The following is a 20,587-nucleotide window of genomic DNA, read 5'->3' on the forward strand; positions in this document are numbered from 1 at the left end:
GTACCGTGGACAAGAAGAACGCTATGCGCGCCGGTGCCGTCGCCGCCGGAACGACGCTGATGATGCTGCTCATGACGTCCCCCGCGCTCGCGCTCACCCGCGACGACGGCGACGACCCGGGTCCCGGCCTGAGCGTGATCGACACGATCGGCCTGTTCGTGCTGGCCCCGCTGGTGCTGTTCGGGGTCATCGCCGGCCTGGTCATGGTCCTCGACAAGTCCAAGAAGCAGGCCTGACACCAGGACTGAGCAGGCACACCGGCCTGCTCGGCACCCATAGCCCCGCCCCAGGGCGTCCCGACGTGCACAACGCGCCGGGGCGCCCTGTCGCGCGTCAGTGAGCCGCTCACTCTCCTCATCGTTAAGTTCTGCTTCAGGAAATCATCGGAAGTATTCGATGGACCTGAATGCTTTGCCGGTGTGACGGTGGCTCCGTGACCGACGTCAAAGAGGTTCCCCCGAAAACGGCAGGACCGGCAGGAGCCCGGTGGGCTTCCGGGACCGGACTGCTGCTCGCCCTCGTCGCGACCGTCGTCTGGTCCGGCAGCTTCGTCTCCGCGCGCGCCCTGCACGACACCGTCCCGCCCGTCCAGGCCGCCTTCTGGCGCTGGATCGTCGCCGTCGTCGCGGTCGCACCCCTCGCGGCGCGGGAGACCTGGCGGCAGCGCGCGCTGATCCGCCGGCACCTGGGCTTCGTCACCCTCTCCGCGCTGCTCGGGATCACCGTCTACAACACCCTGGTCAACCAGGCGGGCATGTCCACATCGGCCGGCCAGATGGGCATGATCATGGCCGCGTCGCCGGTGGTGATGGCGGTGTACGAACGCCTCGGCGGCCGGCGGCTCGGCGGGCGCCGCATCGCCGGAATGGCCGTCGCCTGCACCGGAGTTCTGCTGCTGGTCGGCAACGGCTCCCTGGCCCTGCACTTCGCCCCCGGCGACCTGTGGATGTTCGCCGCGATGCTCAGCTTCGCCTCGTACAGCGCACTGCTGCGCCGCCGTCCGGCGGAGATCGGCCAACTGGCCTTCCTGCTCGCCACCTTCGTGCTGGGCGCGTTGATGCTGGCGCCCGCCTTCGCGGTCAGCGTCGCCGTCCAGGGCGGCTTCGAGCCGACGGCCGGCACCGTCGGGCCGCTGCTGTACGTCGGTGTCCTCTCGTCGGCGCTCGCGTTCTTCGCCTGGAACCGGGCCGTCGCGCTGATCGGCGCGACACGCACCGGGATCGTCTACTACCTCCAGCCGGTCTGCGTGGCCGGGCTCTCCTTCGCCCTGCTGGGTGAGTCGACGGGGCCGGTCCAGATCCTCTGCCTGGTCCTGATCCTCGGCGGAGTGGCGCTCGGGGCGGGCCGGGGACCGGCCGGCGGCTAGTGTGCGGACATGACCGAGTGGGACATCAAGAAGCTCCGGATCCTGCGGGTGCTGAGCGAACGCGGGACCGTCACGGCGACGGCCGAGGCGCTGCTGATGACCCCCTCCGCGGTGTCCCAGCAGCTGTCGAACCTGGGCCGGCAGCTCGGGGTGCCGCTGCTGGAGGCGCAGGGCAGGCGGGTCCGGCTCACCGACGCCGCGCACCTCGTACTCCGCCACGCCGAGGTGGTCTTCGCCCAGCTGGAGCGCGCCGAGGCCGAGCTGACCGGATACCTGCGGGGAGAGGCGGGGGAGGTGCGGGTCGGCGCGTTCTCGACCGCGGTGCCCGCCCTCGTCGTACCGGCCGTCCAGCTGCTGGGCGCCGACGGCCGCCCCGGGCCCGAGGTGCGGGTGCGGGAGGCGGAGGCCGCGGAGGCCTACGAGCTCCTCGCGGCCGGTGACGTCGACCTCGCGCTCTCCCTGGCCGCGCACGCCCCGACGGCACGCGACACCCGGTTCGCCCTGCTGCCGCTGCTCGCGGACCCGCTCGACGTCGCCCTCCCCATCGGGCACCGGCTCGCCGGCGCCCCCGGACTCCGGCTGGCCGACCTCGCCGCCGAGCCGTGGATCTTCGGCGGCTCGGGCCCGTGGTCGGAGATCACCACCGCCGCCTGCGAGGCCGCCGGGTTCGTCCCCGAGCAGGCCCACAGCGCCTCCGGGTGGACCGCGATCCTGGCCATGGTGGAGGCCGGCATGGGCGTCGCGCTGATCCCCCGGATGGCGTCGGCGGAACGCCGCAAGGGGGTGGCCCTGCGCGTTCTGGACGCCGATCTGCCCCGGCGCCACGTGGTGGCGGCGGTGCGGCAGGGGGCCGAGACCGGTCCGGCGGTGGCCCGGGTACTGGCCGCGCTCAAGGAGGTCAGCGCCGCGCGCGAGGCATCGTTCAGCTGAGCTGAATGAAATGTGCGAAAACTTTCGATGGACCTGATCGATGAGTCTGTTGGACAGTGGGTACATGACCTTCGACGCGAGCGAGACCCCCGCCCTGGACAACGACCCCCACGCCAATGACGCGGCCCCCTACGGCGGCGGTGACCCGTACGCCGACTACCTCACCACCGACCTGCCGTTCACCGAGCTGGTCGACCTCGCGGACCGGCGCCTCGGCGCGGGCGTGATCGCCGCCAACGACGAGTTCTTCGCCCAGCGCGAGAACCTCCTGCTCAGGGAGCGCGCGGTCTTCGACCCCGAGCACTTCGGCCACAAGGGCAAGATCATGGACGGCTGGGAGACCCGCCGCCGCCGCGGCGCGGACGCCGCCCATCCCTTCCCCACCCCCGACGAGCACGACTGGGCCCTGATCCGGCTCGGCGCCCCCGGCATCATCCGCGGCCTCGTCATCGACACCGCCCACTTCCGCGGCAACTACCCGCAGCGCGTCTCGGTCCAGGCGACATCGGTCCCCGGCTCGCCCAGCCCCGAAGCCCTCCTCGCGGAAGACGTCAAGTGGGACGAGATCGTCCCGCCGACCCCCGTACGCGGCCACGCCGCCAACGGCTTCGAGATAACCGGCGACCGCCGCTACACCCACATCCGCCTCTGCCAGCACCCCGACGGCGGCATCGCCCGCCTGCGCGTGCACGGCGAGGTCGTCCCCGACCCGTCCTGGCTCGCGGCGCTCGGCACCTTCGACCTGATCTCGGTCCTGAACGGCGGCAGCTACGAGGACGCCTCCGACCGCTTCTACTCCTCGCCGACCCAGATCATCCTGCCCGGCACCTCCCGCAAGATGGACGACGGCTGGGAGAACCGCCGCCGCCGGGTCCGCGACACCAACGACTGGGTGCGCTTCCGGCTGCCCGCCCAGGGCGCCGTCCGCGCGGTCGAGATCGACACCGCCTACCTCAAGGGCAACGCGGCCGGCTGGATCGCCCTCCAGGGCCGCAACGGCGAGACGGGCGAGTGGTTCGAGATCATCCCCCGCACCCGCCTCCAGCCCGACACCCTGCACCGCTTCCCGCTCCGCGCCCAGGCCGTGGTCACCCACGTCCGGCTCGACGCCTTCCCCGACGGCGGCGTCGCCCGGATGCGCCTGCACGGCTCGCTGACCGAGTCCGGAGCGGCCGCCCTGACCGCCCGCTACGAGGAGTCGGGTGCCTGAGGGCTGTCCGTAAAAGACTCCCGCCCGGCGGACGGCTGCGCTTCTGCGCCTGCCCGCCGGGCGGTTTCCATGTGGTGGGGCGAGGGTCAGGCGGTCGCCGCCGCCGCGTCCGCCGCACGGGCCCGCAGCGCCCGCTCCACACCCGAACGGGACTCCGACATCAGCCGGCGCAGGGCCGCACTCGGCTCCGCCGAGGCCAGCCAGGCGTCCGTGGCGTCCAGGGTCTCCTGCGAGACCTGGAGCGCCGGGTACAGACCGATGGCGACCTGCTGGGCCATCTCGTGGCTGCGCGAGTCCCACACGTCCTTCACCGCGGCGAAGAACCGCTCCGTGTAGGGCGCCAGCAGCTCGTGCTGGTCGGTCTGGACGAAGCCGCCGATCACCGCCTCCTGGAGCGAGTTCGGCAGCTTGTCGGACTCGACGACCGAGGCCCACGCCTCCGCCTTCGCCTCCTCGGAGGGACGCGCCGCACGCGCCGACGCCGCGTGGCGCTCGCCCGCGGCCGTCCGGTCGCGCTCGTACTCGGCGGCGATCTCGTCCTCGTCCAGCAGCCCCGTCGCGGCCAGCCGCTGCACGAAGGCCCAGCGCAGCTCGGTGTCGACGGCCAGACCCTCGATCGCCTCGCCGCCGTCGAGCAGCGACCGCAGCAGGTCGAGCTGGTGCGGGTTGCGCGCCGTGGCCGCGAACGCACGCGCCCAGGCCAGCTGGTGGTCGCTGCCCGGCTCCGCCGCGCGCAGGTGCGCGAGCGTCGCCTCGGTCCACTGCGTCAGGCCCGCCTCGCGCCACTCGGGCGCCGAGTACAGGTCGAGCGCCATCTTCACCTGGCGGTGCAGCGACTGGACGACGCCGATGTCCGACTCCTTGCCGACCCCGGACAGGACCAGCGAGAGGTAGTCCCGGGTGGCCAGCTCGCCGTCGCGGGTCATGTCCCAGGCGGAGGCCCAGCACAGGGCGCGCGGGAGCGACTCGGCGAAGTCGCCCAGGTGCTCCGTGACGATCCGCAGCGACTCCTCGTCGAGGCGGACCTTCGCGTACGACAGGTCGTCGTCGTTGAGCAGCACCACGGCGGGACGCGCGGTCCCGGCCGGGAACGGCACGACGGTGCGCTCGCCGTCGACGTCCAGCTCGATCCGGTCCGTACGGACCAGCTTGCCGCTCCCGTCGAGGTCGTAGCAGCCGATCGCGATCCGGTGCGGCCGCAGTGTCGGCTCGCCCTTCGCACCGGCGGGCAGCGCGGGCGCCTCCTGGAGCACGGCGAACGAGGTGACCTTGCCCTCGCCGTCCGTCTCGATCTCCGGGCGCAGGATGTTGATGCCGGCCGTCTCCAGCCATGCCTTCGACCAGGTCTTCAGATCGCGGCCGGAGGTCTCCTCCAGCGCGCCCAGCAGGTCCGAGAGCCGGGTGTTGCCGAAGGCGTGCGCCTTGAAGTAGGCCTGGACACCCTTGAAGAACTCGTCCATGCCGACGTACGCCACCAGCTGCTTCAGGACCGAGGCGCCCTTGGCGTACGTGATGCCGTCGAAGTTGACCAGGACGTCGTCCAGGTCACTGATGTCGGCCATGATCGGGTGCGTCGAGGGCAGCTGGTCCTGCCGGTACGCCCACGTCTTCATGGAGTTGGCGAACGTGGTCCAGGAGTGCGGCCACTGCGAGCCCTCGGCGTACGACAGGCAGGCGATCGAGGTGTAGGTGGCGAACGACTCGTTCAGCCACAGGTCGTTCCACCACTCCATGGTCACGAGGTCGCCGAACCACATGTGGGCCAGCTCGTGCAGGATCGTCTCGGCCCGCGTCTCGTACGCCGCGTCCGTCACCTTGGAGCGGAACACGTACTGGTCGCGGATGGTGACCGCGCCCGCGTTCTCCATCGCGCCCGCGTTGAACTCCGGAACGAACAGCTGGTCGTACTTGGCGAAGGGGTACGCGTAGTCGAACTTCTCCTGGAACCACTCGAAGCCCAGCCGGGTCACGTCGAAGATCGCGTCCGCGTCGAGGTACTCGGCGAGCGACGGGCGGCAGTAGATGCCCAGCGGGACGGACTGGCCGTCCTTCTCGTAGCTGCTGTGCACCGAGTGGTACGGGCCGGCGATCAGCGCGGTGATGTACGTGGAGATGCGCGGCGTCGGCTCGAAGGACCAGACGTCGTCCGCGGGCTCCGGCGTCGGGGAGTTGGAGATGACGGTCCAGCCGGCCGGGGCCTTCACGGTGAACCGGAAGGTCGCCTTCAGGTCGGGCTGCTCGAAGCTCGCGAAGACGCGGCGCGCGTCCGGCACCTCGAACTGGGTGTAGAGGTAAGCCTGCTGGTCGACCGGGTCGACGAACCGGTGCAGGCCCTCGCCCGTGTTGGTGTACGAGCAGTCCGCGACGACCTTCAGCTCGTTGGAGCCCGCCGCCAGGTGCGGCAGGGTGATGCGCGAATCGCGGAACACCGCCGCGACGTCCAGGGTCCTGCCGTTCAGCTCGACCTCGTGCACGGCCGGGGCGACCAGATCGATGAAGGTCTGCGCCCCCGCCTCGGCGGAGTCGAAGCGCACGGTGGTGACGGACCGGTAGGTCCCGCCCTCCTGCGCTCCGGAGAGGTCGAGATCGATCTCGTACGCGTCCACGGTCAGCAGGCGCGCCCGCTCCTGTGCCTCTTCGCGGGTCAGATTCGTGCCAGGCACGCGGTCATCTCCTTGATGTGTGATGTTTCCGGTCATCCTTCCACGTGACCCGTACCCAATGCGATGTCCGTTTTCCGCCGGACCGTGCAGGTGGGGCGGGCCACTCTCGTCATATGACGAGTTACGAGGCACGCGCGATCGACGGGGCCGCGCTCAGGGAACTCCGGGAGACCGACGACGCGGGGCGCCCCTGTGTCCCGTACGCCGCCGAGGACGCGGGCAGCCCGCTGCGCTGCTGTCTGCGGGGCAACGAGGCGGGGGAGCGGATCGCCCTCGTCTCCTACGCGCCGCTGCGCCGCTGGGCGGCGGCCTGGGCGAGGCCGGGGGCGTACGACGAGCAGGGTCCCGTCTTCATCCACGCCGAGGAGTGCGAGGGCCCGGACGCCGGCCGCTCCGGCTACCCGTTCTCGCGGGCGGGGGCGCTGCGCACCGTGCGGCGGTACGACGGGGACGGGCACATCGTGGGCGGCCGGCTGCTGGAGATCCCGGCGGACCAGGAGCGGGGCTTCGACGAGGCCATCGCTGAGGCCTTCGCGGACCCGGAGGTGGCGCTGGTGCACGTGCGGGCCGTGGAGTACGGCTGCTGGCACTTCGAAGTGAGGCGCCCCTGAGCCCCCGCGGGGGCGGGAACTCAAGCCCGTCCGGCGATTGAGGACAAAGCGGCCCGGGGGCCTGCCCCCGGTTTCGGGAAGGGGCGGGGAGGGGACGGCTCAGCGCAGCGGCACACCGGTCCGGCGGCCCTGAGCCACCCCGGGGCTCCGCCCCGGACCCCGCTCCTCAATCGCCGGAGGGGCTTGATTTCTCAGCCCGCGAGCTCCGCCGCGACCAGCTCCGCGATCTGCACCGCGTTCAGCGCGGCGCCCTTGCGCAGGTTGTCGTTGGAGACGAACAGCGCGAGGCCGTGCTCCACGGTCTCGTCGGCCCGGATCCGCCCGACGAAGGAGGCGTCCTGCCCGGCGGCCTGCAGCGGGGTGGGGATCTCCGAGATCTCGACGCCCGGGGCGGCCCCGAGCAGCTCGTAGGCGCGCTCCACGCCGATCGGCCGCGCGAAGCGGGCGTTGACCTGGAGCGAGTGGCCGGAGAAGACCGGGACCCGGACACAGGTGCCGGACACCTTCAGCTCCGGGATCTCCAGGATCTTGCGGGACTCGTTGCGGAGCTTCTGCTCCTCGTCCGTCTCGAAGGAGCCGTCGTCGACGATGGCGCCGGCCAGCGGCAGCACGTTGAAGGCGATCGGACGCTTGTAGATGTCCGGCTCGGGGAAGTCGACGGCGCCGCCGTCGTGGGTGAGCTTGTCGGCGTCGGCGACGACCTTGGAGACCTGGCCGTGCAGCTCGGCCACGCCGGCCAGCCCGGAGCCGGACACCGCCTGGTATGTGGCGACGGTCAGCGCTTCCAGACCGGCCTCGTCGTGCAGCGGGCGCAGCACCGGCATGGCGGCCATCGTGGTGCAGTTCGGGTTGGCGATGATGCCCTTGGGGCGGTCCGCGATCGCGTGCGGGTTGACCTCGGAGACGACCAGCGGGACCCGGGGGTCCTTGCGCCAGGCGGAGGAGTTGTCGATCACGACGGCGCCCTGTGCGGCGACCTTCTCGGCGAGCGCCTTCGACGTCGCGCCACCGGCCGAGAACAGCACGATGTCCAGGCCGGTGTAGTCGGCGGTGGAGGCGTCCTCGACGGTGATGCTGCGGCCCTCCCACTCGATCGTGGAGCCCGCGGAGCGCGCGGAGGCGAACAGCCGCAGCTCGTCGGCCGGGAACTTCCGCTCGGCCAGGATCCTGCGCATGACTGTGCCGACCTGACCGGTGGCGCCGACGATTCCGACCTTCACAGGAACTCCTTCAAGCGTACGAACGGGCACGGTGCCGCTCCCTCTCTACATCTTCGCAGGCGACCCCAGGCCCTTGGGCTGGGTGGGTTTGCGGCTATTTGGTGCCACGGCGAGTGGCACAGTATGCTCCTCCCCTGCCTGCGGGCAGCGGTCAGGGCTTGGCCGTCACATGGCTTTGGAGCCGAGTGAGAAGCCGCCTCGTTCGCGAGGAGGAGGAGTCACGATGCGTATGTCCACGGATATGCATTTCAATCCATTGTCCGGCAAACGGGCAACAGTCGAACAGACTGATGGGGCGGGCGCCCCTTGAGCGCCCGCCCCACTGTCGTACGAATCACATGCCTACGGTGACGCGGTTACGGCGTGACCTTCTCGATCACGACGCTGCCGGTGCCCGCCGCGGTGCCCCGGGCGTTCACCAGCTGGACCTCACCGAAGAACTGCCGGCCCTCGGGGGCCGCTCCGGCGACCGCGACCTCGGCGCTGACCTGTGCCGACGCGCCGGCGGCCAGGTTCACGGCCTTCGACTCGTCGACGGAGATGGTGCCGAGCGACGGCGAGTAGTACACGTCGCGGTAGTCGTACTCGGTGGTGCCGGCCGGGACGTCGTAGCCCTGGATGACGACCTGGTACGTGCCCGCGGCGGGCTTCACCAGACTGACGGCCTCCTCGGAGCCGGCCGTGGTGGAGGCACCCACCTGGGCCGTGCCCTTGTAGACGTACAGGTCGAGGTCGGCGTTGGCGTCCGAGGTGTTCCCGATGGCGACGTCGAGCTTCTCGACACCCTCACCGATGGTGACCTCCTTGACGTACTCGCCGCCCGTGGAGATCGACGGACGCTCGACGTCGGCCGAGCCCAGCGAGCCGCCCTTGAGCTTGCCCTCCAGCGGCCCCGCGTTGTTGGTGACCGTCCAGTCCACCGTGGCCGGGGTGCCGATCTTCGCCTCGGGGATGGTCTGCACCGCCGGGTCGAAGGTGGCGCCGAGCAGCGAGACATCCAGCTTGTACGGGTTGTCCAGCAGCGGCGACGTGCGGCGGGCCTCGACCTCGATCTCCCAGACACCGGGCTGCGGGTCGGCGTACGAGCGGGCGTCGGGGCGGCAGGTGTTGGCCGGGTTGTCGTAGTTCGGGTAGCAGAACGGCGTCCCGCTGTCCTCCACCGCGACCCCGTACGGGTGGATGGAGATGAAGCGGGTCTGGCTGCCCGAGCGCAGGGCGCTCATCGCGACCTCAAGGGTCTTGGCGCCCTCCGGCACGTTCACGAAGTACGACGTGGTGCCGTTGCGCTGCACCGAGCCGGACGCCTTGTACGCGTAGCCCGGCTTCGTCAGCTCCTTGGCGACGACGACCGTGGCCAGGATCTGCTGGTCGATGCCGGAGGTCTTGGCGTCGTCGACCTGGAGGATCGCGCTGTGCACGCCCGCGCTGCCCGGCTTCGCCTGGACCTTGACCGTCACCGGCTTGCCCAGCGGCAGCGAGACGGTCTTCGGGCCGGTCAGCGAGAAGGTGCCGTCGTTGTACTTCCAGGACAGCCTGTGCTCGACCTTCCTGTCCGGGCCCGTGGTGCGGGTGACCGTGACGTCGTACGACTTCTTCTGGCCGGCCTTGAGGCCGCCCTCGCGGTCGTACAGGCCGGTGCCGAAGCCCGGGGTCTTCAGCGCGAAGTCGATCGCGGTGTCGACGGGGGCCTTGACCGTGTACTCGTGCGCCGGGGCGCCCTGCTTCTTGATCTGCTTCCAGGCATCGACGATGTTGATCAGGCCGGCACCCTGGGCGTGCGCGGGCACACCCTTGATCTGGGTGGCGGTGCTGGTCAGCGCGGTGCGCAGGTCGGCCGGGGGAACCTCGATGTGCTTCTGCTTCGCGGCGGACAGCAGCAGCGCGGTGGCGCCGGCGGCCTGCGGCGAGGCCATCGAGGTGCCCTGGAGCATCGAGTAGCCGGCCGGGAGGGAGTAACCCGCCTCCTTGACCGGCGAACCGGGCAGCCAGGTCTGCGTCGAGTTGATCGACGCGCCGGGGGCCGTCAGGGTCGGCGTGAAGCCGCCGTCCTCACGCGGACCGCGCGAGGAGAAGGGCAGCATGTCGTACTTCTTGGTGACGGCCGAGCCGTAGTTCGCGGCCCAGGTCTCCTTGGAGATGGACGCGCCGACCGAGATGACGTGGTCGGCCAGGCCCGGGTCCCCGATGGTGTTGACGCCCGGACCGTCGTTGCCGGCCGAGATGACCAGCTGGACGCCGTAGATGTCGATGAGCCGCTTGTACAGCTCCGAGCGGGCGTTGTTGCCGTCGTTCAGCGGCGGCAGGCCGCCGATCGACATGTTGACGACGTCGACCCCGCGGTTCACGACGAGGTCGATCATGCCCTCGGTGAGCGCGATGTTGGTGCAGCCGCCGGACCAGGTGCAGGCGCGCGAGGAGACGATCTTCGCGCCGGGCGCGGCACCGTTCATCTTGCCGCCGAACAGGCCGTTCGCGGCGGTGATGCCCGCGACGTGCGTGCCGTGCTCGGACTCGATGACCCCGATGGAGACGTAGTCGGAGGTGTCGCCGGCGGCGTTGTAGACGACGCCCTTGCGGTTCTCCACGACGAACGGGATGCGCTCGACGACGTCGGTGCGCGGGTTGTCCTTGCCGAAGTAGGAGACCTGGTGCTTCTCCTTGTACGGCTTCATGGCGGTGTCGTCGCGGAAGTCCGCGTTGTCGTTCAGGTCCACCCGGGTGGCGCCGGTGACCGGGTCGTACAGCACGGCCCACACGTCGGTGGTGTCGCCGTCGCGGTTCAGGTCGCCCGCCATGTCGCCGCCCTTGGTGGCGGCCTCGGCGAACAGGCTGATCCGGTACGAGCCCTTGGGCGCCGAGTAGGTGCGGCCCTTGTAGGTGAACGTCGGGCCGGACACGGTGTCCGTCATCCGCAGCCAGGTGCCGTCGTCGTCACTGACCGGGTCGGTGGCCGTCACCCAGTCGGTGATCTTGCGCTCGCCGGTGCTGGTCTTCTGGAGCGCGGGGTGACCGAGGTCGACGCCCGCGTCCAGGACGCCGATGGTGACGCCGCGGCCGTCGGCCTTCGGGTTCTGCTTGACGAAGTCGACCGCACCCGTCTCGAAGGAGGGGTTGTACGGGTTCTTCGCCGGGGTCTTCTTGTTCGGCGCCGCGTAGCTGCCCGTCGACTTCGCCCTGGTCTTGCTGCCGGTCGCCCGGTCGGCCGCGGGGGTCGGGTCGTCCAGCATGATCTCCTGCTTGAGATCGATGCCGTGGACGGAGCTCAGCTTCGACGCCGCCTTGATGGTGGCCTCGGCGCTCGCGGTCGGTACGGTCGCCCGTACGTAGCCGAGCCTGTCGTACGCACGCCCCAGCACGGAGCCCTTGACGGCGCCCAGTTGCTTGCTGACCTGCTCGGTCGCACCGGGTGCGGTGGCGACCATCATCGTGACGTTCTTCTCGCCCTTGGCCCGCGCCTTGGCGAGCACATCGGCGTCGGCCGTGCCGAGCTTGTCCGCCGAGGCGTCGCCGGTGGCGGCCTTGACGGGGGCGTTGGCCGGGTCGTCGGCGGCGAAGACGGGGGCGACGCCGGTGGCGGCCAGTGCGGCCACCAGGCCGGCGGCGGCCGCGACTCGGGCCACGCGTCTCGCTCCGGGTATGTAACCGGGGGATTCGGAGGTCATCAGCATCCCTGTATGTGAAAGAGAGAGTCCGGAAATCGGTACCGGATGACCGCTCACCCTTTCGTAAATGACAGGGGTTTGTGGAGAGTTGGGGTGGGTGAGTTGTGTACATGGCGGAATTCCGCCACTGGTGCCGATGCGTCACCCGGGACGAAAAGGTGCATACGTGGCTGCTGGGGCGCTCACCTGGGCAGGACCATCACGTACGCGGCCGGCTCCCGCGCGGATGCCGCCATCAGCGCCGTCCGCACCACGACCGCCTGCTGTTCCAGCGCGTCGCGCAGCTTGCGAGGGGAGAGGTGGACGACGGTGACGCCCAGCCGCTCCAGGTGCTCGCGCCGGGTGGCGTACGCGGACCACTCCGCCTCGTGCTCCTCCTGCCGGCGGTCGTCGTCGAGCCGGGTGTGGCGCGGGGCTCTCGTGTCCAGTTCGAGCGCGACCGCCTCCTCGGGCCAGTAGGCGTCGACCCCGCCCAGGTGCGGCCCGCCGGGCAGCCGCAGGTCCACGTTCCACAGCGGTTCCGGCAGCCCGTGCGCGCGCACCAGGTCGTACAGCCGGTCCTCCGCCAGCGCCCGGCCCTCGGCCAGCAGCGAGTCCACCGCGTCCACCACCTGGGGGCGGCACAGGACGTTGGCCCGGTTCAGCTCACCGACCACGACGGCCGGTTCGCAGTGGCCGTCGCGGACCGCCTCGGTGAGCAGCCGGCGCACGGCGAAGGCATCGGTGAGCCCGGCGACGGCGTCGGCCAGCGCGCGGGCCACCGGCGCCACCGGCAGCCCGTCCAGCACCTCGGCCGCCGGCAGCTCGGGCGTGCGCACCAGGCGGGCGTACCGGACCGACCTCAGCCGGCGGACCCTTGGCACCAGTACGTCGATCCGGTCCAGCGAGACGGCGGCCGGCGCGGCGGCGAAGCCGTGCAGCGCGAGTGCGGCCAGCCCGGTGACCATCGCCTCGCCGTACGCGGGGTCGGCGCCGCCGGTCCCCGCCGGAGCGGCCCGCCGGCCGGAGGCGGGCGGGCGTCCCGCGTGCAGCAGGGCGGACCGCAGCCGCTCCCGGCCGCTGAGCGGTCCCGGGTGCAGCACATAGACACCGGGCAGCGGCTGCTGCCACGGACCACCGGTCCGGCACTGTCCGGCGGCCTGCGCGGCGGAGATGCCCCGGGCCTTCAGCTGGGCCGCGGACAGAACGCGTTGCCGTACATCGGAGGTGATGCGGAGGTGGCAGGGAGGGAGCGGGGTGTTCTGGGTCATGCTCCGGGGTATCCCGCTCGCCGACGGGCCCGTAACCCCTGTTACAGGCCCGTCGACATTCCAGGACAACGCCGTCCTAAAGTACGGACGTTCGACTGCCGAAAAGGCCCGTCCCGCCGGGGATTATGAACGCTCCGGGGGGAGCGCACCGGCGCCGCCGAGCGCCTGGCGCGCACGCCGCACCACAACCGGCTCGCACCCGGCGAATCCCAGCCGGTCCGGCGTTCGAGGACGGAAGGGCGGAACCCCCGCCGGGGTGCCGGGCACCCCGGCGAGGGCCTCACGCCGGACGGACCGGCTCAGACGGTTCCGCCGTCACACGCCTGCGCACGCAGACCCCGGTCGAGGTCGTCGCGGGCCTCCAGCACCAGCCGCCGCAGCGCGGGCGCCGCGTCCGCGTGCGCGCAGAGCCACGCGTCCGCCGCCGCGAGGGTGGACGCGTCGCCCTGGAGCGCCGGGAACAGGCCCTTCACCACGGCCATCCCGATCTGGATCGACCGCTCGGCCCACACCCGCTCGATCGCCTCGAAGTACTTGGCGCCGTACGGCGCCAGCAGCTCCCGCTGGGAGGACTGCGCGAAGCCCAGGATGGTGGCCTCCACCAGCGCGTTGGACAGCGTGTCCGACTCCACGACGCCCGCCCAGGCCTGCGCCTTGACGGCGGCCGAAGGACGCGAGGCCAGGCAGCGCACCTGGTGGCGCTTGCCGGACGCGGTGTCGTCGCGGGCCAGCTCGGCGCCGATCACCGACTCGTCGGCCAGACCGTGCGAGGCCAGCGGGGACAGGAACGCCCACCGCAGCTCCTGGTCGACGTCGAGCCCGTCGATCCGGGCCGTGCCGTCGAGCAGCCCCGACAGCAGCTGGAAGTCCGGGTCCGAGGCGGCGACCGCCGCGAAGAACCGGGCCCAGGCCAACTGGTGCTCACTGCCCGGAGCCGCGAGCCGCAGCTCGCGCAGCGCGCCCTCGGCCAGCGCCCTGCCGCCCTCCTCGCGCCAGTCCGGCGCCGCGTAGTGCACCAGGGCGGTCCGGGTCCAGGCGTGCAGCATCTGCAGGACGCCGATGTCCGTCTCGCGGCCGGAGAAGTCCCGCACCAGCGACACGAAGTCGCGGGCCGGCATCAGCGCGTCCCGGGTCAGGTTCCACAGCGCGGACCAGCACAGCGCCCGTGCGAGCGGGTCCGCGATGTCACCGAGGTGCGAACGCAGCGTGGTCAGCGACACCTCGTCGAAGCGGACCTTGCAGTACGTCAGGTCGTCGTCGTTGACCAGGATCAGCTCGGGCCGCTCGGCCCCGGCCAGCTCCCCGATCACCGTGCGCGGCCCCGCCACGTCCGCCTCGGCCCGTGCGTAGCGCACCAGGGCGCCCTCGGTGTCGCGCCGGTACAGGCCGACCGCGACCCGGTGCGGGCGCAGCTCCGGGTGTGATTCGGCCGCCTCCTGGAGGACCGCCAGTTCGGTGATCCGGTCCGCCGCGTCGTACGTCACCAGCGGGGTCAGCGAGTTGACGCCCGCCGTCTGCAGCCAGGAGCGGGACCAGCCGGTCATGTCCCGCCCGGACGTCTCGGCCAGCACCGACAGCAGGTCGCCCAGCTGGGTGTTGCCGTACGCGTGCTTCTTGAAGTAGCGCCGGGCGCCCTCCAGGAACGCGTCCCGTCCCACGTACGCCACCAGCTGCTTGAGCACCGAGGCGCCCTTGGCGTAGGTGATGCCGTCGAAGTTGAGCTTGGCGTCCTCCAGGTCACGGATGTCGGCCGTGACCGGGTGGGTGGACGGCAGCTGGTCGGCGCGGTAGGCCCAGGACTTGCGGTTGTTGGCGAAGGTGATCCAGCCGTCCTCGAACCGGGTCGACTCCACCATGGCGAAGACGCCCATGAAGTCCGCGAACGACTCCTTGAGCCACAGGTCGTCCCACCACTGCATGGTGACGAGGTCCCCGAACCACATGTGCGCCATCTCGTGCAGGATGACGTTGGCCCGGCCCTCGTACGCGGCGCGCGTCACCTTCCCGCGGAAGATGTACTCCTCGCGGAACGTGACGCAGCCCGGGTTCTCCATCGCGCCGAGGTTGTACTCGGGCACGAACGCCTGGTCGTACTTCCCGAACGGGTACGGGTAGTCGAAGTTGTCGTGGAAGAAGTCCAGGCCCTGCTTGGTGATCAGGAAGACGTCGTCGGCGTCGAAGTGCCGGGCGAGCCCCTTGCGGCACAGCGCGCCGAGCGGGATCTCCAGCTTCGTGCCGTCGTCGAAGGTACGGCTGTAGGAGTCGGTCACGTAGTGGTACGGACCGGCCACGACCGCCGTGATGTACGTGGAGATCGGCTTCGTCTCGGCGAACCGCCAGACCCCGCCGTCCCGCGACTCCTCGGCCCCGTTGCTCCACACCGTCCACGCCTCGGGCGCCGTCACCCGGAAGCGGAAGGGAGCCTTCATGTCGGGCTGCTCGAAGTTGGCGAAGACCCGCCGCGAGTCCGCCGGCTCGTACTGCGTGTAGAGGTAGACCTCGCCGTCCTCCGGGTCGACGAAGCGGTGCATGCCCTCACCGGTGCGGCTGTACGCGCACTGCGCGTCCACCACCAGGACGTGCTCGCCCTCCGCCAGATCCGCCAGCGTCACCCGCGTCCCGTCGAAGACGGCCGCCGGGTCCAGCACCGTGCCGTCCAGCGTCACCGCGTTCACGGCCGGGGCGATCAGATCGGCGAAGGTCGACGCACCGCCGCGCGCCGCGCGGAACCGGATCGTGGTCACCGAGCGGAACGTCCGGGGACCGGAGTCCGGACCGCCGTCCCCGCCGGGCTCGCCGATGGCGGAGCGGACGTCGAGCTCGACGTCGTAACCGTCGACTCTCAGCAGCTCGGCCCGCTCGCGGGCCTCGTCGCGGGACAGGTTTTCACCGGGCACGAGCACACTCCTTTGTGTCACGTTCGAATACTTTGATCCTCCCATGCCGCTTCCCGGCCCGGCATGCGGGAATGGCCGGAGCGTCCCGCGGTGTTCTCGCGCACAGAAGGAGATCGGTCCGCCTGAGGAGAGACATGTCTGAGAACAGCACGGCAACCCGCAAGATCCCCGCCGATTTCTGGTTCGACCCGCTCTGCCCCTGGGCCTGGATGACCTCCCGCTGGATGCTGGAGGTGGAGAAGGTCCGCGACGTCGAGGTCCGCTGGCACGTGATGAGCCTGGCCGTACTCAACGAGCCCCGGCTGGACGAGCTGCCCGAGGAGTACCGCGACCTCCTGGAGAACAAGGCCTGGGGCCCGGTCCGGGTGGTGATCGCCGCCCAGCAGAAGCACGGCGACGACATCGTCGGCCCCCTCTACACCGCGCTCGGCACCCGCTTCCACAACAAGGGCGAGGGCCCCACCCGCGAGGCGATCGTGGGCGCTCTGGAGGACGTCGGCCTGCCCGCCGAGCTCGCGGAGTACGCCGACTCCGACGCGTACGACACCGAGCTGCGCGCCTCTCACCAGGAGGGCATCGACAAGGTCGGCCAGGACGTCGGCACGCCCGTCATCGCCGTGCCCGGCGCGGACGGCGAGCAGATCGCCTTCTTCGGCCCCGTCGTCACCCCCGCCCCGAAGGGCGAGGACGCGGCGAAGCTGTGGGACGGCACCCTGCTCGTCGCCTCGATCCCCGGCTTCTACGAGATCAAGCGGACCCGCACGGCCGGGCCCGACTTCTCCTGACCGCGACGGGGAAGGGTTCCGTGTGCCACGGGGCCCTTCCCCGGCCGTCTCAGCCGTACAGCGCGTCCAGCCCCGGCAGCCGCTCCGCCAGCTCCTCCTCGTCGTCGAAGTCGAAGTCCCACTCGGGGTCCAGGTCCGGGAGATCGACGGTGAACGAGCCGCGGGGAAGCTGCTCGCCCGTCGCCCGCCGGTAGGCGTCCCACGCGACCCCGAGCATCCGCTCGCACTCCAGCTCCTCGTACTCGGCCGAGGCCTCCTTGATCACCGGCAGCTCCGCCAGCGCGTCCGGATCCGCGACCGCCCGCTCGAACACCTCCCGGCCCTGCGCTATGAGCCAGCCCCGGAAGTAGTCGAACCCGTCGTCCGAGCAGCCGCCGTTCACCACGTACGCGGCCGCCCACAGCGGCGCCCGGTAGGAGGCCGCCATCAGGTCCCACAGCCACTGCTGCGCCGCGACGATCTCGTGCGCCGGCCGCTCGGTGAGCAGATCCGAGATCCGGTCGGCCACGCCCTCCGCGTCCGCCGGGTCGCTGACCAGGGCGCGGGCGTCGTCGATCAGCTTCCAGAAGTCCTTGGAGTCCATAGTGGGAAGCATGACGGAGGGGTCTGACATCACCGGGCCGCCGGCACCCGGGCACCCGGCCCGAGAGACGGAGCACCGCATGAGAACACGGCCCGCACGCCCCTCCGAAGCCGGGGCGCTCACCGAAATCGCCCTGCGCTCCAAGGCGTACTGGGGATACGACGAGGCGTTCATCGCCGCCTGCCGTGCCGAACTCACCATGGCCCCCGACGACATCGGTCCCCGCCGGACCGAGGTCGCCGAGGAGGACGGCCGGATCCTCGGCTTCACCACCCTGGAGGGCGCGCCGCCCGCCGGGGTGCTCGGCATGATGTTCGCCGAGCCGGACGCGGTCGGGCGCGGGGTGGGCCGGCTGCTCTTCGGGCACGTCGTCGCCGAGGCCCGCAGGCTCGGGTTCGCCCGGTTCACGATCGACGCCGACCCGAACGCCGAACCGTTCTACCGGGCCATGGGCGCGGTCCGCATCGGCGCGACGCCGTCCGGATCGATCCCGGGCCGCGAACTGCCGCTGCTGGAGTTCACACTCGCGTCACGCCGAACCCTTGCCGGGGGCTCGAACTCTCGTTCATGATCGGCGGCATGCCAGCCGACGTCCGTACCGACGTGACACCGGACCCGGATCCCGTACCGGGCCCGCGCCTGCCGCGACAGGTCCGGATCGGATACGGGCTCGGCTCGCTGTGCACCGGCACGTTCGCCACCGTGCCCGGACTGATCCTGCTCTACTACCTCACCGACGTCCTGGCCGTGCCCGCCGCCGTCGCGGGCGCCGCGGTGTTCCTGCCCAAGGCCTGGGACGTCCTGATCAACCCGCTCATCGGCGCCCTGTCCGACCGCAGCCGACTGCGCGGCGGCCCGCGCCGGCCGTTCCTGCTGATCGGCGCCTGCACCCTGCCGCCAATCTTCGCGCTGATCTTCGCCGCACCGCCGCTGCGGGGCGCGGCCGCCGCCGGGTACGTCGCCGCGCTGTTCCTGCTGGCGGCCACCGCCTACGCCGTCTTCCAGGTGCCGTACGTGACGATGCCGGCCGAGATGACCGAGGACCCGGGCGAACGACGCCGGGTGCTCGGCTGGCGGGTCACCTTCCTCGGCGTCGCCATCCTGCTGTCCGGCGCACTCGCCCCGGCCATCGCGCACGCCGACGGCGACACCCCGGCGAGCTACCGGCTGATGGGCCTCGCGGTCGCCGCGCTGCTCGCCGCCGGCATGTTCGGCGCCTGGTTCACCACCCGCCGGGCCCCGGCCGTCGCCCGCAGCGAGGCCGAACCCTCGCTGCGGGCCCAGCTCGCCGCCGTCCGCACCAGCGGACCGTTCCGCGACCTCGCCGCCATGTGGACGCTCCAGGCCCTGGCGATCGGGGTGATGCTCGCGGGCGTCCAGTACTTCGCCACGTACACCCTCGGCTCACCCGGCGCCGTCACCCCGCTCTTCGCCTGCCTGATCGGCCCGCTCGTACTGTTCATGCCCCTGTGGAACCGGCTGGCCCGGCTGTGCGGCACCAAGTACGCCCAGGGGTGCGCCTCGGCGCTCTACCTCGCCGGAGCGCTCGCGCTCGCCTTCACCCGGCAGGGCGGCCCGGCCCTCGGCTATACGGCCACCGCGGTCATCGGCATCGCCTACGCCGGGCTCCAGCTGCTGCCGCTCACCATGCTGGCGGACACCATCGCCGACGATGCGGCACGCACCGGGAAGCGGCGCGCCGCGACGTTCACCGGGCTCTGGACCGCCGCCGAGACCCTGGCCTTCGCGCTCGGCGCCGGGCTGTTCGCGCTCGTCCTGGCCGCGACCGGGTTCCGCTCCTCCGACTCAGGCCACCGGGTGGAACAGCCCGGCGCGGCGCTGACCGGGATCGCCCTCGGCATGAGCGTGCTGCCCGCCGTCCTGGCCGCAGCGAGCCTGTGGATGCTGCACCGCTACGAAGACCCACTCCAGGAAGAGCCCGCCCATGCCGACTGACCCGTCACCCGCCGTTCCCGCCGAGGCCGTACTCGCCGAACTCACCGCCCTGCGCGGCGCCGACGCCCCCACCCGGGGCGGCCGGACCTTCGCCTACGTCTATGACGCGGGGCTGGCGGGCCTCGACGAGCTGGCGGCCGCCGCGTACTCGGCGTACGCGACCGTCAACGGCCTGGACCCCACGGTCTTCCCGAGCGTCGCCCGGCTGGAGAACGACGTGGTGGGCGCGGCGGCCGCGCTGCTGGGCGCAACCGGCGCGCAGGGCACGTTCACCAGCGGCGGCACGGAGTCGATCCTGCTGGCGGTGAAGACCGCCCGCGACCACGCGAAGGCCGAACGCGGTGTGAGCGAAGCCCAGTTGGTGCTGCCGTCCACCGCCCACGCGGCCTTCCACAAGGCGGCCGCCTACCTGGGCCTGGAACCGGTCGTGGTACCCGTGGACCGCTCCACCTACCGGGCCGACGCCGCCGCCGTGGCCGCCGCGATCACCCCGCGCACCGCCCTCGTCGTCGCCTCGGCGCCCTCGTACGCCCACGGGGTCCTCGACCCGGTCCCCGAGATCGCGGCGGCGGCGGCCGAACGGGGCGTCCTGTGCCACGTGGACGCCTGCATCGGCGGCTGGCTGCTGCCCCATCTGCGGCGCGCGGGACAGGAGATACCGCCGTTCGACCTCTCCGTCCCCGGCGTCACCTCGCTCTCCGTCGACCTGCACAAATACGGCTACGCGGACAAGGGCGCCTCCGTGGTGCTCTACCGGGACGCGGAGCTCCGCCGCCACCAGTACTTCGCCCACGCGGGCTGGCCCGGCTACCCGGTCGTCAACCCGACCGTCCAGGGCACCAAGTCGGCCGGGCTGCTGGCGCAGGCGTGGGCCGTCCTGCGGTACGTCGGCGACGACGGCTACACCGCACTGGCCGCCCGGGTCGCCGAGTCCTCGGGCCGGCTGCTCGCGGGGCTGCGCGCGACGGCCGACGTCCGGGTGCTCGGCGACCCCTCGGCGGGACTCGTCGCGTTCACGGTCCTGGGCGGGCCGGACGGCGCCCCGGACCTGAGCCTGCTGCTGCACCTGGCGGACGAGATGCGCGAGCGCGGCTGGTACCTCCAGCCGCAGCTCTCCTTCGACGGGCTGCCGCCCAACCTCCACCTCACCCTGACCCCGGCCACGGTCGGCCAGGTGGACGCCCTGCTCGCCGACCTGGACACCGCGCTGCACGCCGCCCGCGCCCTGCCCCCGGTGGCGGTGGACCCGGCCCTGGCCGAACTGGCCGCAGGCCTCGACCCGTCGAAGCTCGGCCCGGACGAGATCGACGCGGTACTCGCCTTCGCGGGTCTCACCGGCGAGGGCGGCCTGCCCGCCAGGATGGCCCCGGTCCTGATCCTCCTGGACGCCCTGCCGGGACCGCTGAAGGAACGGCTGCTCGCGGAGTTCGTGGGATCGGTGTTCCGGATCTGAG

General features: G+C 71.7%; 15 protein-coding genes. 9 read left to right on the forward strand and 6 right to left on the reverse strand.

All coding sequences use genetic code 11. From position 1 onward, the window contains the following. Positions 1–5 precede the first annotated feature (5 nt). The 4 genes from ACGFU6_RS14645 (at position 6) to alc (ending at position 3,506) form a co-directional block, all read left to right on the forward strand. Positions 6–236 carry a hypothetical protein gene (locus ACGFU6_RS14645; RefSeq protein ID WP_078617786.1) on the forward strand — a complete coding sequence of 77 codons (231 nt, stop codon included), beginning with the start codon at positions 6–8 and terminating at the stop codon, positions 234–236. A 170-nt stretch (positions 237–406) separates the two neighbouring features. Beyond that, positions 407–1,366, forward strand: coding sequence for a DMT family transporter (locus ACGFU6_RS14650; protein WP_393610901.1), 960 nt, complete (start codon positions 407–409; stop codon positions 1,364–1,366). A gap of 9 nt (positions 1,367–1,375) precedes the next feature. Continuing rightward, positions 1,376–2,296 (forward strand): LysR substrate-binding domain-containing protein, encoded by a 921-nt coding sequence (locus ACGFU6_RS14655; RefSeq protein ID WP_393610903.1) that lies wholly within the window; start codon positions 1,376–1,378, stop codon positions 2,294–2,296. Between the two features lie 64 nt (positions 2,297–2,360). Beyond that, positions 2,361–3,506, forward strand: a complete 1,146-nt coding sequence (gene alc / locus ACGFU6_RS14660) for an allantoicase (protein ID WP_393610905.1) — start codon at positions 2,361–2,363, stop codon at positions 3,504–3,506. Positions 3,507–3,592: 86 nt separating this feature from the next. On the opposite strand, the gene pepN (ACGFU6_RS14665) is transcribed toward alc, so the two are convergent. Beyond that, positions 3,593–6,169: an aminopeptidase N gene (pepN, locus tag ACGFU6_RS14665; protein WP_393610907.1), complete on the reverse strand. Its 2,577-nt coding sequence runs from the start codon at positions 6,167–6,169 to the stop codon at positions 3,593–3,595. Between the two features lie 113 nt (positions 6,170–6,282). On the opposite strand from pepN (ACGFU6_RS14665), the gene ACGFU6_RS14670 reads away from it, so the two are divergent. Further along, the gene (locus ACGFU6_RS14670; protein ID WP_393610909.1) at positions 6,283–6,780 is read left to right on the forward strand and encodes a DUF1203 domain-containing protein; all 498 of its coding nucleotides are present in this window, start codon (positions 6,283–6,285) and stop codon (positions 6,778–6,780) included. A 191-nt stretch (positions 6,781–6,971) separates the two neighbouring features. Here the strand turns inward: ACGFU6_RS14670 and ACGFU6_RS14675 are convergent, their stop codons facing one another. The 4 genes from ACGFU6_RS14675 to pepN (ACGFU6_RS14690) all read right to left on the reverse strand — a co-directional run bounded on the left by ACGFU6_RS14675 (position 6,972) and on the right by pepN (ACGFU6_RS14690) (position 15,809). Next, positions 6,972–8,000 (reverse strand): aspartate-semialdehyde dehydrogenase, encoded by a 1,029-nt coding sequence (locus ACGFU6_RS14675; protein ID WP_393610911.1) that lies wholly within the window; start codon positions 7,998–8,000, stop codon positions 6,972–6,974. A 356-nt stretch (positions 8,001–8,356) separates the two neighbouring features. Continuing rightward, positions 8,357–11,668: a S8 family serine peptidase gene (locus tag ACGFU6_RS14680; RefSeq protein ID WP_393610913.1), complete on the reverse strand. Its 3,312-nt coding sequence runs from the start codon at positions 11,666–11,668 to the stop codon at positions 8,357–8,359. A gap of 176 nt (positions 11,669–11,844) precedes the next feature. Continuing rightward, positions 11,845–12,912, reverse strand: coding sequence for a hypothetical protein (locus ACGFU6_RS14685; protein ID WP_393610915.1), 1,068 nt, complete (start codon positions 12,910–12,912; stop codon positions 11,845–11,847). 299 nt (positions 12,913–13,211) lie between these two features. Continuing rightward, complete coding sequence (gene pepN, locus ACGFU6_RS14690) at positions 13,212–15,809, reverse strand: aminopeptidase N (protein ID WP_393610916.1); 2,598 nt, start codon at positions 15,807–15,809, stop codon at positions 13,212–13,214. A gap of 134 nt (positions 15,810–15,943) precedes the next feature. Between pepN (ACGFU6_RS14690) and ACGFU6_RS14695 the strand changes: the two genes are divergently transcribed. Continuing rightward, a complete protein-coding gene (locus ACGFU6_RS14695) occupies positions 15,944–16,594 on the forward strand; it encodes a DsbA family protein (protein ID WP_393610918.1) in 651 nt (216 codons plus the stop codon). A 49-nt stretch (positions 16,595–16,643) separates the two neighbouring features. Here the strand turns inward: ACGFU6_RS14695 and ACGFU6_RS14700 are convergent, their stop codons facing one another. Continuing rightward, on the reverse strand, positions 16,644–17,177 hold the full coding sequence (locus ACGFU6_RS14700; protein WP_393610920.1) for a DUF4240 domain-containing protein: 534 nt from the start codon (positions 17,175–17,177) through the stop codon (positions 16,644–16,646). Positions 17,178–17,256: 79 nt separating this feature from the next. On the opposite strand from ACGFU6_RS14700, the gene ACGFU6_RS14705 reads away from it, so the two are divergent. The 3 genes from ACGFU6_RS14705 to ACGFU6_RS14715 are packed head-to-tail and all read left to right on the forward strand — an operon-like array spanning position 17,257 to position 20,586. Next, entirely contained in the window at positions 17,257–17,748 is a 492-nt protein-coding gene (locus tag ACGFU6_RS14705) for a GNAT family N-acetyltransferase (protein ID WP_393610922.1), read from the forward strand. A gap of 8 nt (positions 17,749–17,756) precedes the next feature. Continuing rightward, on the forward strand, positions 17,757–19,133 hold the full coding sequence (locus tag ACGFU6_RS14710) for an MFS transporter (protein ID WP_393610924.1): 1,377 nt from the start codon (positions 17,757–17,759) through the stop codon (positions 19,131–19,133). Continuing rightward, positions 19,123–20,586, forward strand: a complete 1,464-nt coding sequence (locus ACGFU6_RS14715; RefSeq protein WP_393610926.1) for a pyridoxal phosphate-dependent decarboxylase family protein — start codon at positions 19,123–19,125, stop codon at positions 20,584–20,586. Before ACGFU6_RS14710 ends, ACGFU6_RS14715 begins: the two co-directional genes overlap by 11 nt. The last annotated feature ends 1 nt before the right edge of the window (position 20,587 follow it).

Origin of the sequence: Streptomyces sp. NPDC048462 (assembly GCF_043200175.1) — a bacterium.
Lineage (GTDB): Bacteria > Actinomycetota > Actinomycetes > Streptomycetales > Streptomycetaceae > Streptomyces.

Excerpts from the sequence above, each read along its gene's own strand:
- ACGFU6_RS14650 (WP_393610901.1), top strand. The coding sequence starts at position 407 with ATGCTTTGCCGGTGTGACGGTGGCTCCGTGACCGACGTCAAAGAGGTT.
- ACGFU6_RS14715 (WP_393610926.1), top strand. The coding sequence starts at position 19,123 with ATGCCGACTGACCCGTCACCCGCCGTTCCCGCCGAGGCCGTACTCGCC.
- ACGFU6_RS14685 (WP_393610915.1), bottom strand. The coding sequence starts at position 12,912 with ATGACCCAGAACACCCCGCTCCCTCCCTGCCACCTCCGCATCACCTCC.
- ACGFU6_RS14680 (WP_393610913.1), bottom strand. The coding sequence starts at position 11,668 with ATGCTGATGACCTCCGAATCCCCCGGTTACATACCCGGAGCGAGACGC.
- ACGFU6_RS14695 (WP_393610918.1), top strand. The coding sequence starts at position 15,944 with ATGTCTGAGAACAGCACGGCAACCCGCAAGATCCCCGCCGATTTCTGG.
- alc (WP_393610905.1), top strand. The coding sequence starts at position 2,361 with ATGACCTTCGACGCGAGCGAGACCCCCGCCCTGGACAACGACCCCCAC.
- ACGFU6_RS14705 (WP_393610922.1), top strand. The coding sequence starts at position 17,257 with ATGAGAACACGGCCCGCACGCCCCTCCGAAGCCGGGGCGCTCACCGAA.
- ACGFU6_RS14670 (WP_393610909.1), top strand. The coding sequence starts at position 6,283 with ATGACGAGTTACGAGGCACGCGCGATCGACGGGGCCGCGCTCAGGGAA.
- ACGFU6_RS14655 (WP_393610903.1), top strand. The coding sequence starts at position 1,376 with ATGACCGAGTGGGACATCAAGAAGCTCCGGATCCTGCGGGTGCTGAGC.
- ACGFU6_RS14710 (WP_393610924.1), top strand. The coding sequence starts at position 17,757 with ATGCCAGCCGACGTCCGTACCGACGTGACACCGGACCCGGATCCCGTA.
- ACGFU6_RS14700 (WP_393610920.1), bottom strand. The coding sequence starts at position 17,177 with ATGGACTCCAAGGACTTCTGGAAGCTGATCGACGACGCCCGCGCCCTG.